The organism is Streptomyces pyxinicus (genome assembly GCF_024753135.1).
Taxonomy (GTDB): Bacteria; Actinomycetota; Actinomycetes; order Streptomycetales; family Streptomycetaceae; genus Streptomyces; species Streptomyces pyxinicus.
This window is the reverse complement of sequence record NZ_JANUGP010000001.1, coordinates 116,652-130,275: the sequence shown is the minus strand read 5'-3', so window position 1 is coordinate 130,275 and position 13,624 is coordinate 116,652. Positions and strand designations below refer to the sequence as shown.

Sequence of the window (13,624 nt, the reverse complement as noted above, 5' to 3'; positions counted from 1 at the left end):
CTTGTTCGGCCTCTCGGACAAGGTGCTCGTCGTCAACGAGGCCCATGCCTACGGTCCGTGGATGCATCAGCTGCTCATCCGCCTGCTGGAGTGGCTGGGAGCTTTCGGCGCTCCGGTCGTCCTGCTGTCCGCGACGCTGTCCTCTCCACCCCACCACTGAGCTGTGACGCCTCACTCTGACAGCTCCGCCCAGGGCGTCACGGGTCACCGACCTGGTGACGGATGCGGTCACGGCACCGGAGGCCGGGGACTCCTTCACGACGACGGTTGTGCTTCGTCGCGTCAATGCGTGTGCAGGGCGGGGATCTCGGGGTATGCGGACCGTCCGGCGTCAAGTCGGCCGGATGGCAAGGTATTTGAAGGCGAACGGGAGGGGTTCGACAGTGCGCACCAAGAGTGTGGCGGCGGCCGTGGCGGCAGCGAGTGTGTCCATCGTCCTGGTGGCGGGGTGCGGGGGTGACTCCGACGACGACAAGGCCTTCGAGGGCCAGAGCGCCGACGCCATCGCGGCCAAGGCGGTCGAGGCCACCAAGCAGGCGAAGTCCGTGCACATGAAGGGCGACACCCGCACGGAGAACGGCTCCATGGTCACCATCGACGTCTCGGCCGACCAGGACAAGAACTGTCAGGGAACCGTGGGCTCGCAGGGTGCCAAGGCCGACGTGCGGCACACCGGGGCCACGCTCTATCTGCGCGGGGACGAGAAGTACTGGCGGCAGTCCCTGAAGGGGCAGCCCGAGACGGCGCGCAAGGCGGTGCCCAAGCTCCAGGGCAAGTGGGTGAAGATGTCGGCCGGCGACGACCAGCTCTCCGGCGTCTGCGACAAGCAGGGCGTCCTCTCGGCCATGGACGAGGACAAGTCCGAGCGCAAGGGCATGAAGCGCGGCGGGACCACCGAGGTGGACGGCGAGAAGGCGATCAAGCTGACGAAGCAGGGCTCCGCCGGTGAGACGATGGAACTGTACGTCGCCACCGAGGGCAAGCCGTACATCCTCAAGACGACCACCAAGGGCGGGAAGAACCCGGGCAGCGTCACCTTCGACGACTACAACGAGCCGGTGAAGCCCGAGCAGCCGCCGGCCGGCGAGACCATCGACATGAAGGAACTGGCCGACGGCCAGCGTGCCTGACACCGCCTGCCCGTCGGGCACCCCGGGTTCCGGGCGAGCGTCGAGTTCGCTCCGGCACCGCCCGGTCCCGGGTCCATTCCCCCCGCCCGGGGCCGGGCGGAGCGGAACGCCGTCCCGCAGGCGCTGCCGTCGCACGCGCGGGTCAGCGACGATCGCGCTTCGCTCGTACAAGGCTTCGCTGGGCACCGCCCACTCCGGTCCCTTACCCACCTCAACGGCCCCCGTCCAAGATCCCCGACAGCGTCAGGCACTCATGTGGCAGAAGACGCCGTTCGGAAAGGGCGTCATGGTGGCGGCGGTTTGGAACGGCTGACGCGTCCTGGATGGGAGCTTCACCCGGAAGGCCGATAACCACGGTGACACCCGTGCTCCTCCAGGCCGATTCGAGACGACCGCTTCGGGTCCCCCGGCCTCCTGGAGCGCCCGCAGCGCAGGGGTAGCCGCACAGGCCCCGGACGGTCGTGGCCGGTGGAGGCCTGCCGCGACCGTCCGGGGCGGGCGTCGGTCAGGCGGTGGGGTCGGCGGGAATCGCGTGGATCTCGATGGGATCGTTGCACGGCGTCCCGCCCGGCCCGGGGCACGCCGAGACTCGTGCGGCGATCTCGATCGCCCGCTCCTCGCTCGCGACGTCCACGACCCAGTACCCGGCGAGGATTCCACCTTTGCGCGAGGGCCCGGCCGTGACCTGCGGTGCTCCGTCCGTGCTCGCCCGTACGGTCTTCGCCAGGCCGGGCCCGCCGAGCCCGCGGACCTCGACCATCTCGCCCGCCGCGGTCAGCTCGTCGTTGAGCGTTCCCATGTGGGCGAACATCGCCTTCGTGTCGTCCTCGCTGTAACCCGCCGTGGCGCCGTCCCAGCTGTCGGCTTCCACGTTGATCTGGATCATGTACAACATCGGGTGCTCCTCGTGTCGTTCCGTGTCGAGGTGCAGACCTCCGAGCCCGGCAGAACTCATCGGTCCCAGTCCGGGCAGTCGTGCCCGGTCACGTGTGCTTCGGGCACTTTGGGAGCGTTCGTAGTCGCGGCCGGAGACCTCCCTTGATCGTGACGGACGACTCCGCGATTCCCGGTTCCACACCCGGATCAACGCCGCCGCCCCCCACCAGGAGGCGGGCCGCCGGGCCGGGTCGCCCGTTCGGCCCAGTCCGGTGACTCAGCGCCGTGCGTCGCCGGGGGTGAGGAGGTTGGTCAGCTCCGAGATTGCCTCGTACGACGGCTTGAAGTAGCGGCGGACGTTCTCCGGCTTCTTGTGCCGGGACTTCGCCACCAGCATCAGCAGGGAAGAGCCCGGCACGCCGAGTTCGGCCAGTCCCGAGTGGCGGTACTCGTGCAAGTCCCGGCCGGTCCCGGCCACCCCGGCGAGGGCGGCGCGCTGGCCGAGCAGCGCGCGGGTTTGCCCACGCCGGCGGGGTTTGCTGCGGACGCCCTTGGCCCTGACCAGGCAGCGGCGGGCGGCGAGGTCCAGTCCCTCGATGTCCACGCCGAGGATCTCCTCCGCGCGGGCGCAGGTCTCGTAGAGCATCCGCCACAGCGTCTTCTCCCACAGCTGCACCTCGCGGCGGGCGATAAGCCGGTCCACGGCCATCGTCGAGCGAGCCGGGGTCTCGGAAGTCCGGTACCGCCGGCCGCTTCGTCCAGCCGCAACCTGCGGGCCGTCGTAGCCGTACTGCGCGCACCAGCCCAGGAAGGAGAGCACCGCCGCCCGGCAGGCGTTCCAGGTGTTGACCGCCGCGGTGCCCCACAGCAGTTCCAGGGCCTCGCCGATCTCGTCGTCCGCGACCAACCCGAGCGGGCCGGCCTCCCCGATCCGCTCGTGGTGAAGTCGGCCTTGCGTGTCGTCGGCTGACGGTCCACAACTTACCGACTCGAACAAGTGTTTGCTTCTGTGGCCGTGGGGTCAGGACCAGCAGGAATGCGGCGGGACGATACGGGAGGACGCGCCTGCACCGCGCTGGATGTGCTGCCACCGGGCGTCGTCCCCACCGCCGCCTGGCACCCTGCCCCCGACCAGCGTGAAGAACCCACGGCCGACGTGTCGGTGCGCGGCGTCGTGGTCAAGCGGGGATGACGCGGAGGGCTCGTGCAGGGGCCGATGATGTGGACCGAGGCCGCGACGAGCCGCGCGGTGGCGCCGTGTCGGTGACGCCGCACGCTACGTTCGTCGAGACGCTGTGTCCTGTGAGGAGTGCTTCACATGCCTTGGCGGCGGTGACGACGAAGTACTGGTGGCCGGTGCGTCCGTCGGCGTGCGACGTCGGGACGGTGACGAGCCACTTCACGGGGAGGCACATGCTTGAGTGTGGGTCCGCGCGGGCCGTGCTGTGATGCCCGCGAACGGTAACAGGCGCGGCCTGTCCCCCTCCGCGCCGCTCGAATCACCGGCATACTCCCGGCATGGAGCTGGAGGCGCGGCATCTTCGGTGCCTTGAGACGGTGGCGACGGCCGGCAGCCTCAACAAGGCGGCCCGCCTCATGGGCCTGTCGCAGCCGGCGCTCAGCGCCCAACTGCGCCGCATCGAGGCCCTGGTGGGCGGTCCGATCTTCGAGCGTGGGGCCTTCGGCGCGCGCCCCACACCTCTGGGCGAGGTCCTGCTGCCCTACGCGGCGGAGGTGCTGCGCGGCCTGGACGAACTGGCCCGGGCGATCAAGCGGCACCGTGCGACGGCGGGCGGCCGTCCGCTACGCCTGGGGGCGCGGACGACGCCGCTGGCCCTCATGACGTACGACGTGGCGACCGGCATCTTCCCCGGCGACGTAGCCGAACTGACGGTGCTCGACCGCTCGGCCGAGGCGATCGCCGCGCTGGTGCGTGGGGACGTCGACCTGGTGCTGCACACGGACTTCCCCGGCCGGCCGATCGTGCCGCCCGCCGGGGTGCGGATGACTGTGCTCGGCAGTGAGCCCCTCTTCATCGGACTGCCCGAGGGCCACCCGCTCGCCATTCACACCGAGATCGACCTGGCCGATCTCGCCGGGACCACCTGGCTCATGGCGGTCAACGGCGACGACGAGTTCGACCGGCATCTGATCGAGCAGTGCCGCCTGGCCGGCCACCGCACCATGGTGGTCCGCGCCGTCGAACCCCTGCTGCTGGTGCAGCTGATGCGCCGCGGGGGACCCGTCGTGCTGGCCATGAACGCGCTGAGCAGCGGGCTCACCATTCCCGCGGTGGTCCGGGAGCTGCGGGGCAGCCCGGTCCGTACCCGGCACGTCCTGCTGTGGCGTCAGGACGGCGGTCCGGCCGGCGGCGGGTTCGCCGAACGGATGCGTGCTGGACTGCTGGACGCCTACCGCGCGGCCCTGCCGCACAGCGGGCGGATACCGGGGTGGTGGGAGCGCAACCCCGGGTGGCTGGGTTCGGCCACCGGCGCCTGAGCCCCGACCGGCCCAGGGGACAACGACGAGCGCCGTCGCTCACCCGCGTGGCTGGTGGACCGCCACCGGGCTGCGTGGCGTGGTGCGCCAGTACGGGTGGCCGGCCAGCCAGGCGCAGTACGCGGGCGCCGCTTCGATGATGTCCCGCTGGGCGCGGACCAGACGCTCCCACAGGTTCCGTATCCACTCCTCGGGCAGCGGCCCGCCCGGCCGCCAGTAGAGCAGCGTGACCATGCTGAGCGGTTCGCCGCGCAGCGGCAGCAGCACCAGGTCGCGGCCGGTCCGGCTGCCCGGCATCATCGGCATCACCGCGCCGCCCTCCCGGACGAGGGCCAGAGCCGCCGCGTAGTCGGCGCCGACCAGCGCCGCCGGGTGCCCGGCCCGCCGGCAGGCCTCGGTCAGCTGGGTGCCCAGGTCGTCGTCCGATCCGGGCGGTAGGCACCACCGTTCACCAGCCAGTTCGGCGAGGTCGGCCTCGGGACCCGCGGCGAGCGGGTGCCGTGCGGAGACGCCCGCGAACAGCGGGTCCACCGCGACGACCGACCCGCGGAGCGCCCCCTCCCCGTCACCGACCGCCCTCGCGGTCTCCCCGGGCATCGGGAAGCGGGTGATCAGAGCGGCCTCGATGCGTCCGGCGGCCAGCGCCGCCAGGTGGCCGGCGGTACCGGCCGCAGTGGTGATCTGCACATCGCTGCCGGCCACCAGGGGCACCGCCACCGACAGATGGGCCACCAGCAGCCCAGGCGCACAGCCGATCCGGACCGCCGCCGGCCAGTCGCCCTTCCGGTGCCGGACCACCGCGGCGGCCATCCGCTCCATGGCGTCCAGCACGGCACGCGCGTGCCCGACGACCGCCTCGCCCAGAGAGGTGGGCACCGCGCCTCGCGAACCGCGCAGGAACAGCGGCCCGCCCACGGCGCGTTCGGCCAAGGCCAAGGACTGGGACACCGACGGCTGGGCCATGCCGAGCCGTCGTGCCGCGCCCGTCAGACTGCCCGTGTCGGCGATCGCCGCGACCACCCGCAGCTGCCGCAACTCCAGAGCCATAGGCAGACCTTAGACCTGGATGGGATTACCCGGGAGGCCGCCGGATTTCCATAGTGGGTTCACCGGACGGCCCCTGGTGCCGAGCACCGGGCAGCCGCCCTCCCCACCCCCCTCTCCCCATCACGGAGGATCCCAGTGTCTCCCCGCACCCTCATACGCGGTCTGCTCACGACCGTGCTGCTCGGCGGCGCCGCCCTGGCGGCCCCCGCCGCCACCGCACACGCCGTCCCCGCTCCCGAGACCACCGCCGCACCCGTCACCGGCGGCGTCCGGCCGATCGTCGGCGGCGGCCAGGCGAGCGAGAACTACTCGTTCATGGCCTCCCTCCAACAGCAGGGCCGCCACCACTGCGGCGGCTCCCTGATCGCCGCGCAGTGGATCGTCACCGCCGCCCACTGCGCCACAAGCCAGCAGGGCGGCCAGACCCCGGCCCAGCAGATCCAGGTGCACATCGGCTCCGCCGACTACACCCAGGGCACCACCGCCTCCGTCCAGCGGGTCATCCGCCACCCCCGCTACAGCGGCGACCCCACCGGCAACTACGACATCGCCCTGCTGCAACTGCGCACCCCCGTGCGGAACCAGCCGGTCACCATCGCCGCCGACTCACCGTCCGAAGGCACCGCCACGCGGCTGCTCGGCTGGGGCCAGACGTGTCCGCAGCAGGGGTGCTCGCAGCAGCCGCCCCGCAATCTGAAGGAGTTGGACACCCGGATCAACCCCGACCGGATGTGCGCGGGGGGCTTCAACGCCGCCAGTGAGCTGTGCGTGTACGGCACCCCGCAGGCCACCGCCTGCTACGGGGACTCCGGCGGGCCCGCCCTCGTCGGCAACTCCGGCAGCTGGCAGCTGGTCGGCGCCACCAGCCGCGCCGGGCAGGACGGCTCCACCTGCGGAACCGGCAACTCCACCATCTACACCGACGTGACCGCCTACCGGCAGTGGATCAGCCAGAACACCGGTGGAGCCCTGCTCCGGTCCTGAACCGGCACCGCCGTCCCGCTTCCGCGGTTCCCGGTTGGCGGCCACCGCAGGGAGCCGTCGGGGCGGGACCCGTACCGCGAACGCCGGCCACACCGCGTCCGGTACGAGAGCGACGGGGCGGGTGGCTCTCCGGCTCCTGTGGGGAAGCCGCCCGAGGCGCCCGCCCCGCCGCGCACGCGAAGACTCGCCGGGCAGGACCTGCCCGTGCCGAACCCCCCGTGGGGCGGGCACGACGCCACGAGCGCCGTGCCCGCCCCACGGGCTGTGACAGACGGACTCCGCGACGCCCCATCCCGCGATCAGGGCGGCGCAGGTGCGCGCGTGGCACTCACGGGGCGTCTCGTACGGGCCGGACCGCGCCGCTGACCCCGCCCAGCCCGATGCGGGTGCCGTTCGCGCCGGGGGCGGTCGCGGTGATGTCCACACGGCTCCCGACGGCGCCTCGGAATTCATCAGCCTGTCCCTGGGCCACGTGCGCGGCACCTTCATCGTTCCGCAGGTGAACATCTACGCCGGCGAAGGCTTCGAAGAGGTCGCGGAGTCGTTCTTCGGCTTCATGCTGCGCGACGGCGAGCAGCAGGGCCGGCCCTTCGAACCGCGTACCGTGCGGATGAAGTCGGAGCTGCGCGGGACGGGCCGGGTGGCGCTGCCGCTGGTGTTCCGGCGCGGCGACGACGGCCGGTGGCGCGCGAAGTGGCTGCACCTCTATCTGAAGGGCATCTCGTCGGCCAATCGCGTGGAGGAGAACCAGGTATCCGTCTCGAGGGTGGTGCGCGCCGTCGTGGAGCGCGAGCAGCTGACGGTGGGATACCTGGCCGACCTGATGTCCGGCGCCGCCACCACCGTGGACCTGTGGGACGGCGAGCCGGTCCTGGACGAGCCCGTGACGTACATCGGCCTCGAACGTCCCGAGGGACTGCATCCGGACTCACGCGTCATCACCCTCGAAAACCTGCGCGACTTGATCCCGGACTGAGTGCTAGCGTTGCCCGTGGCGAGGCCATGAAGGGGCTTCCTTCTCACCTTCCTTTCTGAAACGAGTTCCTTCGCTTTCCTCGCCGCCGACCTCGATACGGGCGCGCCGCGTGGTGAACGGCGTTCGAGTGGGGTACCTGGAGTTCGACGCGGACCTCGACGCCGAGGTGCAGGTGGAGATCGTCGCCGGGCACAGCCAGGACGCCGTACTGGAACCCCTGCCGTCCCTCGGCGGCGACCGGGCGTGGCCGGTCGGCGGGCATCCCGGTATCTCGGGTTGATCGATCTGTGGCCTGCGAGGCTCAGGTGTGCGCCACGCGTTCCGCCCGCTCGTGTGCGCAGGTGTCGTCGGCGCCGTGGACGTCCCAGGCCGGGAACGGGTCGTCGTAGGGTGCGCACTCGCCGTCCGCCAGCAGGCAGTCGGTGAGTGCGGTGGCCAGTGCCTCGGCCCGCAACCGGACGCCGATGAAGACCAGTTCCTGGCCGGGTGGGCTGTCGGCCTCGTGGACCGCGGACGGCTCGAAGCGGGCGACGGAGCCGGCCTGGGACCACAGCCCGGTCACGTGCGGGCGGCCGGCCAGGGCGAAGAACCCCTTGGAGCGCAGGATGCGTCCGTGGGCCCCGCTGTCCATCTCCCGCGTGACGAACCGCCACAGCCGCCCCGGGTGGAAGGGGCGCGGGGAGCGGAAGACGGTGGAGGAGATGCCGTACTCCTCGGTCTCCGGGACGTGGTCACCGTTGAGCTCCCTGACCCAGCCGGGGGCCTGCTGGGCCCGCTCCAGGTCGAACAGCCGGGTACCGAGGACGTCTTCGACGGCGACCCGGCCGCGCACGGCGGGCACGATCCGCGCCGCCGGGTTGAGCCGGCCGAGGGCGGCGCGGAGCCGGTCGGCGGACTCCCGGTCCACGAGGTCGAGCTTGTTGAGCACGATGACGTCGGCGAACTCGACCTGGTCCATCAGCAGGTCGCTGACGGTGCGTTCGTCGTCCTCGTACGGGGCGAGGCCGCGCTCGGAGAGTTCGTCGCCGCCCTCCAGCTCGGGCAGGAAGTTCGCGGCGTCGACGACCGTGACCATGGTGTCCAGGCGGGCGAGGTCGCCGAGGGTGGCGCCGTCGTCCCGGGCGAAGGAGAAGGTGGCGGCCACCGGCATGGGTTCGGAGATGCCGCTGGACTCGATGAGGAGGTGGTCGAACCGGCCCTCGCGGGCCAGCCGGTCCACCTCCACGAGCAGGTCGTCGCGCAGCGTGCAGCAGATGCAGCCGTTGGTCATCTCGACCAGGCGTTCCTCGGTGCGCGACAGGGCGGCCTCGCCGCCGCGCACGAGGGCCGCGTCGATGTTGACCTCGCTCATGTCGTTGACGATGACGGCGACACGCAGCCCTTCACGGTTGCCGAGCACATGGTTGAGCAGGGTCGTCTTGCCCGCGCCGAGGAAGCCAGACAGGACGGTGACGGGCAGTCGGTGTCGGTGGTCGGGCATCGGATGTCAGCCCTCGGGGCGCAGCAGGCCGCGGCGGTACGCCTTGGCCAGCCGCTGCGGCACCAGGTACGACACTCCGTCCACGGTCACCGGTACGAGCGCCGGCGTGGCCGCCTTCCACTGGGCGCGCCGGTGGCGGGTGTTGCTGCGGGACATCTTGCGTTTGGGGACGGCCATGGTCACTCCTCGTTCGGCGACGTCGGAGCCCACGCTATATGGAAATGAGTGTCATTACCAAACCGTGTGACGCGCGAGGGGCGGAGCGGCCGGTGACGTCTCAGGCGGCCATGCGCTGCGCCCCCTCCACACCCAGTTCCTGGTTCTCTGTCACATACGGGCGCATCTCGCGCTCGTAGCCCTCGAAGGCCTTGGTGTGGTCGGTGCCGGAGGCGGCGAGGTGGCGGGCCAGGGTGCTCGCGCCGATCAGGGCCTGTGAGGTGCCGAGGCCGGAGGTGGGGGAGGCGCAGTAGCCGGCGTCGCCCAGCAGGACGACCCGGCCCGCCGACCAGCGGTCCACCCGGACCTGGGCGGCGGAGAAGAAGTAGAAGTCGTCGGCGGCGGCCATGTCCTCCAGCAGGCGGGGCATGAGCCGGCCGACGTCGGCCATGCGCTCGCGGATGGCCTGTTCCTGCTCGGCGCGGCTCAGCAGGTCCAGTGCCGGGGAGTCGGTGGCGAAGAAGAGGCTGGCGGACATCCGGTCGGGATCGGCCGCGCTGTACAGGTAGGACGCCCGGCCGCCCGGGATCTGCCACAGGGCTCCCCGGTGGTCCAGGTGAAGGTGGTTCGCCGTACTGAACCCGGCGCCGGACAGGCCGAGATGGCGCACCGCGTCGGCGTGCGGGCCGAAGACCAGGCGGCGCACCACCGAGTAGATGCCGTCGGCGCCGACGACGAGGTCGTATGTGTCCGGTTCGGCCCGTTCGAAGCCGACCCGTACCCCGTCCTCGTCCTGCTCGATGCGGTTGATCGAGTCGCCGAAGACGTAACGCACCGCGTCCGCGGTGTGCTCGTGCAGGATGCGGGTCAGTTCGCGCTTGGGCACCTCCAGTTCGCCCGAGAAGACCTCGGGGGGCCATTCGCCGACCCGGTCGCCGTCGGCGTCCAGCAGGTCGGTGCCGGTGATCCCGGTGGCGTGCGCGCGCACCTCCGCCAGGATGCCCAGTTCCTCCAGCACCTCGAAGACCGTGCCCCGGAAGTCGATGGCCCAGCCGCTCCGGCGTAAGGACGGTGCGCGTTCCACCACGGTCACCCGGTGCCCGTCACGGTGCAGGAAGCGGGCCAGCGCCGGGCCCGCGACACTGGCTCCGGAGATGAGGATCTTCATGAGACGTTCTCCCACAGTCGGTCTGTGTCGATTCGTCGTCGTTGTCGGTTCGTCGTCGTTTCGTCCGTGTCCTCAGCTTCCCCCTGTCCCGGACGCGTGATCAACAGGGGTTTCGGTCATCGACGGACGGCCCGGACCCCTCGTGGACGGCGGCCGCCGGCTCGGTGGTGAGGAACCGGGCGGCCGCCTCGCCGATCATCACCGACGGCGCGTTGGTGTTGGCCGAGGTGATGGTCGGCATGACCGAGGCGTCGGCGACCCGCAGGCCCGCGATGCCGTGCACGCGGAGGCGGGCGTCCACCACGGCCTCCGGCCCGCCGCCCATGGCGCAGGTGCCGGCCGTGTGCTGGTACGGCAGGCACGCGTCCCGGAGGAACGCCCTGATCCGCCGTCCGTTCAGGGGGCCGGCCGGGGCGACCCGGCGCCGGACGAGCCCTCGGTGTGCGGGCTGGTCCGCGAGGTCGAGGCCCAGCTCGACGGCCGCCGACAGGGCGTCCACATCGGCCCGTTCGGTGAGCAGGTTCGGCTGGATCTCCAGGGGGCCGCCGGGGTCGGCCGACAGCAGCCGGAGGTGGCCGCGGCTCGCCACCCGCATCAGCCCCGGCAGGATCGAGAAGGCGTGCGGCGGGGGTGGGGGAGGAGAGACGGCGCCGATTTCCGGTGACACATGAGGGAGTTGGATGGACACGAACATGAGGTCGGGTGTCGGTGCGGTCGCTCTGCCGGGCCAGAAGGCGATGCTGCCCTCCAGGTTGTGGTCGGGGGGTGGCAGCGGCTGCCGGGTCTCGAAGCACAGGCCCGCGAGCAGCGGGTGTTCCTGGAGGTTCCGTCCCACGCCGGGCAGGTCGGCCACCGGTGCGATGCCGAGCCGGGTCAGCTCGTCGGCGGGGCCGATCCCGGACAGCATGAGCAGCCGGGGGCTGTCGACCGCGCCGGCCGACAGCACCACCTCGCCGGCCGCACGGACCCGCTGCACTCGGCCCTCCCGGGCGAACTCCACGCCCGTACAGCGGTTTCCGGAGAAGGTCAGCCGCCGCACGGTCGCCCGGGTGAGCACGGTGAGCCGGGGATGGCCGAGCAGCGGCCGGAGGTAGCCGTGCCAGGAGTTCCAGCGCCGCCCGTCGCGGACGTTCATGCTGACCGGTCCGGCGCCGAGAGGCTCGGGCACGTTGATGTCGTCCAGGTACGGCATGCCGTGGGACAGGCAGCTGTCGATCAGGGCGCCCGCGACGGGATGCAGGTCCCTGGCCCGCTCCACCCGGAGGGGGCCGCCCGCGCCGTGGTGGGCGCTCGGCCCGTCCTCCCAGTCCTCGGACGCGGTGAAGTACGGCAGCACCGAGGCGTAGTCCCACCCGGGGTTGCCGGCCGCCGCCCAGCCGTCGTAGTCCGCCGCCCGGCCGCGGGCCCACACCAGCGCGTTGACGGCACCGGAGCCGCCGACGACCTTCCCCCGGGCCAGCGGCAGCGGGCGGTTCCCGGTGTGCGGGTTCGGGGCGTAGCGGTAGTTCCAGTCGAAGGCCGAGCCGAAGTTCTCCACCCACCGCCGCGGACAGGTGAGGCTCGGGGCGTCGTCGCGTTCGCCGCCCGCCTCCAGGACCAGGACGCGCCCTTCGGTCCTGCGCAGCAGTCGCGCGGCGACGACACAGCCGGCGGAACCGGCGCCCACCACGATGTGGTCGTACTCCCGTGCCGTCGCCCTCTCCCTCTCGGCCCCGGTCATGAGCCCAGCACCAACGCGAAGGCGGCGTGGTCCGCCGGTCCGCCGGACCGGTCGACGCTGATGAACTTGGACTCGGTGTACGCGTCGAGGGCGTCCGGGCCGCCCTCGCGTCCGAGACCGCTCTGCTTCATCCCGCCGAACGGGTAGGCCGTAGGCGTGACGTGCCAGTCGTTCACGAACACCATCCCGGCGTCGATCCGCCGGGCGACGTCGAGCGCCCGCGCCTCGTCCCGGCCCCACACACCGGCGGACAGTCCGTACGCGGTGTCGTTGGCGAGAGCGACCGCCTCCTCGACCGAGTCGTAGACGAGGACCGTCAGGACCGGTCCGAACACCTCTTCGCGGGCGATGCGGGAATCGCTCGCGACCCCGGCGACGACGGTCGGCTCGATCCAGTTCCCCGTCCCGAACCGCTCGCCCTCGGGGACACCCCCGCCGCACACGACGGCCGCGCCGTCGGCACGGGCCTCCTCGACGCGGGCCAGGATCAGGTCCCGCTGCTCCCGCGTGATCACGGGGCCCAGGTCGGTCGCCGGGTCGAGCGGGTCGCCCACCCGCAGGGAGGCCGCCCGGGCGGCGAGCGCGGACACGAACCCGGCCGCGCGCTCCCGTGGCACCAGGAGCCGGCTGCCCGCCTCGCAGGCCTGCCCGTTGTTGGCCATGACCGCATACAGGGCGCCGTCCACCGCGAGATCGAGGTCGGCGTCCGGCAGGACGATGTTCGCTCCCTTGCCGCCCAGCTCCAGCGTCACCCGCCGTACCGTGTCGGCGCTCTGCCGCAGGATCGCCTTGCCCACCTCGGTGGAGCCGGTGAAGGCGGTCTTGCGGACGCCCGGGTGCCCGCTGAGGTGTGCCCCCACCGGTACGCCGTCCCCCGTGACCACGTTGAGCACACCGCGCGGCAGGCCCGCCGCCTCGAACTCCCGGGCCAGCTCCAGAGCCAGCAGCGGGGTGTGCTCGTCGGGCTTGAGGACCACGGCGTTCCCGGCCGCCAGCGCGGGGCCGACCTTCAGCGCGGTCACGGTCAGCGGAAGATTGAAGGGCACGATCGCCGCGACCACACCGAGGGGTTCCCGGCGCAGAATTCCGGTGCTGGGGAACGGGTGCATGTCGGGGCCGGGAATTTCGAAGGCGTACGACTCCGCCAGGTCCGCGAAATACCGCAGGTGCGCGATGCTCAGACCGAGGTGCAGAACACGGCTGGTGCGGATCGTCGCGCCGTTCTCCCGCGACTGGAGGACGGCGAGTTCCTCCTGGCGGCGCTCCAGCGCGTCCGCGACCGCACGGATGATCCGGGCGCGCCGACCAGGCGGTGTCCGGCGCCAGAAACCGTCCGCGTGCGCGGCGGCCGCCGCGGCGACCGCCCGGTCCACGTGCTCCGTGGTGCCCCGCGCGACGGTCGCCACCGGCTCGCCGGTGGCGGGATCGGTGAGGGTGGAATGGTCCGCGCAGTCCGTCCATTCGCCGTTCACATACAGCGGATAATGCGGAGTGTTCATTTTCCCTCGATTTCACGGATCGGATTCAGGGATCTCGAATCGGGGCGGTCGGGAATGGGATCGTGATCAGCGTAGGTTTCGCCCGCGTA

At 71.9% G+C, this 13,624-nt stretch carries 13 protein-coding genes and 1 pseudogene; 6 read left to right on the top strand and 8 right to left on the bottom strand.

Annotated elements, in window-relative coordinates; genetic code table 11:
- The first annotated feature begins 383 nt into the window (after positions 1-383).
- Entirely contained in the window at positions 384-1,130 is a 747-nt protein-coding gene (locus NX794_RS00635; RefSeq protein WP_258775953.1) for a hypothetical protein, read from the top strand.
- A 505-nt stretch (positions 1,131-1,635) separates the two neighbouring features.
- Here the strand turns inward: NX794_RS00635 and NX794_RS00630 are convergent.
- A complete protein-coding gene (locus NX794_RS00630) occupies positions 1,636-2,025 on the bottom strand; it encodes a YciI family protein (RefSeq protein WP_258775952.1) in 390 nt (129 codons plus the stop codon).
- A 258-nt stretch (positions 2,026-2,283) separates the two neighbouring features.
- A complete protein-coding gene (locus NX794_RS00625) occupies positions 2,284-3,003 on the bottom strand; it encodes a site-specific integrase (RefSeq protein WP_258775951.1) in 720 nt (239 codons plus the stop codon).
- A gap of 39 nt (positions 3,004-3,042) precedes the next feature.
- Here NX794_RS00625 and NX794_RS00620 point away from each other — a divergent pair, with 39 nt between their 5' ends.
- Both NX794_RS00620 and NX794_RS00615 read left to right on the top strand, forming a co-directional pair.
- The gene (locus tag NX794_RS00620) at positions 3,043-3,198 is read left to right on the top strand and encodes an SAM-dependent methyltransferase (RefSeq protein WP_258775946.1); all 156 of its coding nucleotides are present in this window, start codon (positions 3,043-3,045) and stop codon (positions 3,196-3,198) included.
- A 326-nt stretch (positions 3,199-3,524) separates the two neighbouring features.
- Entirely contained in the window at positions 3,525-4,505 is a 981-nt protein-coding gene (locus NX794_RS00615; protein ID WP_258775945.1) for a LysR family transcriptional regulator, read from the top strand.
- A gap of 39 nt (positions 4,506-4,544) precedes the next feature.
- On the opposite strand, the gene NX794_RS00610 is transcribed toward NX794_RS00615, so the two are convergent.
- On the bottom strand, positions 4,545-5,552 hold the full coding sequence (locus tag NX794_RS00610; RefSeq protein WP_258775944.1) for a LysR family transcriptional regulator: 1,008 nt from the start codon (positions 5,550-5,552) through the stop codon (positions 4,545-4,547).
- A 135-nt stretch (positions 5,553-5,687) separates the two neighbouring features.
- Here NX794_RS00610 and NX794_RS00605 point away from each other — a divergent pair, with 135 nt between their 5' ends.
- From NX794_RS00605 to NX794_RS00595, 3 genes and pseudogenes are all read left to right on the top strand, one after another.
- Positions 5,688-6,536 carry a S1 family peptidase gene (locus tag NX794_RS00605; protein WP_258775943.1) on the top strand — a complete coding sequence of 283 codons (849 nt, stop codon included), beginning with the start codon at positions 5,688-5,690 and terminating at the stop codon, positions 6,534-6,536.
- A 388-nt stretch (positions 6,537-6,924) separates the two neighbouring features.
- Positions 6,925-7,512, top strand: a pseudogene (locus NX794_RS00600) (hypothetical protein); the annotation flags it as partial.
- Between the two features lie 112 nt (positions 7,513-7,624).
- On the top strand, positions 7,625-7,792 hold the full coding sequence (locus NX794_RS00595; protein WP_258775942.1) for a hypothetical protein: 168 nt from the start codon (positions 7,625-7,627) through the stop codon (positions 7,790-7,792).
- A 21-nt stretch (positions 7,793-7,813) separates the two neighbouring features.
- On the opposite strand, the gene NX794_RS00590 is transcribed toward NX794_RS00595, so the two are convergent.
- From NX794_RS00590 to NX794_RS00570, 5 genes are all read right to left on the bottom strand, one after another.
- The gene (locus NX794_RS00590) at positions 7,814-8,992 is read right to left on the bottom strand and encodes a GTP-binding protein (protein WP_258775941.1); all 1,179 of its coding nucleotides are present in this window, start codon (positions 8,990-8,992) and stop codon (positions 7,814-7,816) included.
- A gap of 6 nt (positions 8,993-8,998) precedes the next feature.
- Positions 8,999-9,169, bottom strand: a complete 171-nt coding sequence (gene rpmF, locus NX794_RS00585; protein ID WP_258775940.1) for a 50S ribosomal protein L32 — start codon at positions 9,167-9,169, stop codon at positions 8,999-9,001.
- A gap of 100 nt (positions 9,170-9,269) precedes the next feature.
- Positions 9,270-10,316 (bottom strand): FAD-dependent monooxygenase, encoded by a 1,047-nt coding sequence (locus NX794_RS00580; protein WP_258775939.1) that lies wholly within the window; start codon positions 10,314-10,316, stop codon positions 9,270-9,272.
- A gap of 100 nt (positions 10,317-10,416) precedes the next feature.
- Positions 10,417-12,036, bottom strand: coding sequence for a GMC family oxidoreductase (locus tag NX794_RS00575; RefSeq protein ID WP_258775938.1), 1,620 nt, complete (start codon positions 12,034-12,036; stop codon positions 10,417-10,419).
- A complete protein-coding gene (locus NX794_RS00570) occupies positions 12,033-13,535 on the bottom strand; it encodes an aldehyde dehydrogenase family protein (RefSeq protein ID WP_258775937.1) in 1,503 nt (500 codons plus the stop codon). Before NX794_RS00570 ends, NX794_RS00575 begins: the two co-directional genes overlap by 4 nt.
- Positions 13,536-13,624: the final 89 nt, after the last annotated feature.

Coding starts and splice junctions, on each gene's coding strand:
- NX794_RS00570 (WP_258775937.1), bottom strand. CDS start 13,535: ATGAACACTCCGCATTATCCGCTGTATGTGAACGGCGAATGGACGGAC.
- NX794_RS00590 (WP_258775941.1), bottom strand. CDS start 8,992: ATGCCCGACCACCGACACCGACTGCCCGTCACCGTCCTGTCTGGCTTC.
- NX794_RS00615 (WP_258775945.1), top strand. CDS start 3,525: ATGGAGCTGGAGGCGCGGCATCTTCGGTGCCTTGAGACGGTGGCGACG.
- rpmF (WP_258775940.1), bottom strand. CDS start 9,169: ATGGCCGTCCCCAAACGCAAGATGTCCCGCAGCAACACCCGCCACCGG.
- NX794_RS00630 (WP_258775952.1), bottom strand. CDS start 2,025: ATGTTGTACATGATCCAGATCAACGTGGAAGCCGACAGCTGGGACGGC.
- NX794_RS00610 (WP_258775944.1), bottom strand. CDS start 5,552: ATGGCTCTGGAGTTGCGGCAGCTGCGGGTGGTCGCGGCGATCGCCGAC.
- NX794_RS00580 (WP_258775939.1), bottom strand. CDS start 10,316: ATGAAGATCCTCATCTCCGGAGCCAGTGTCGCGGGCCCGGCGCTGGCC.
- NX794_RS00575 (WP_258775938.1), bottom strand. CDS start 12,036: ATGACCGGGGCCGAGAGGGAGAGGGCGACGGCACGGGAGTACGACCAC.
- NX794_RS00620 (WP_258775946.1), top strand. CDS start 3,043: ATGCGGCGGGACGATACGGGAGGACGCGCCTGCACCGCGCTGGATGTG.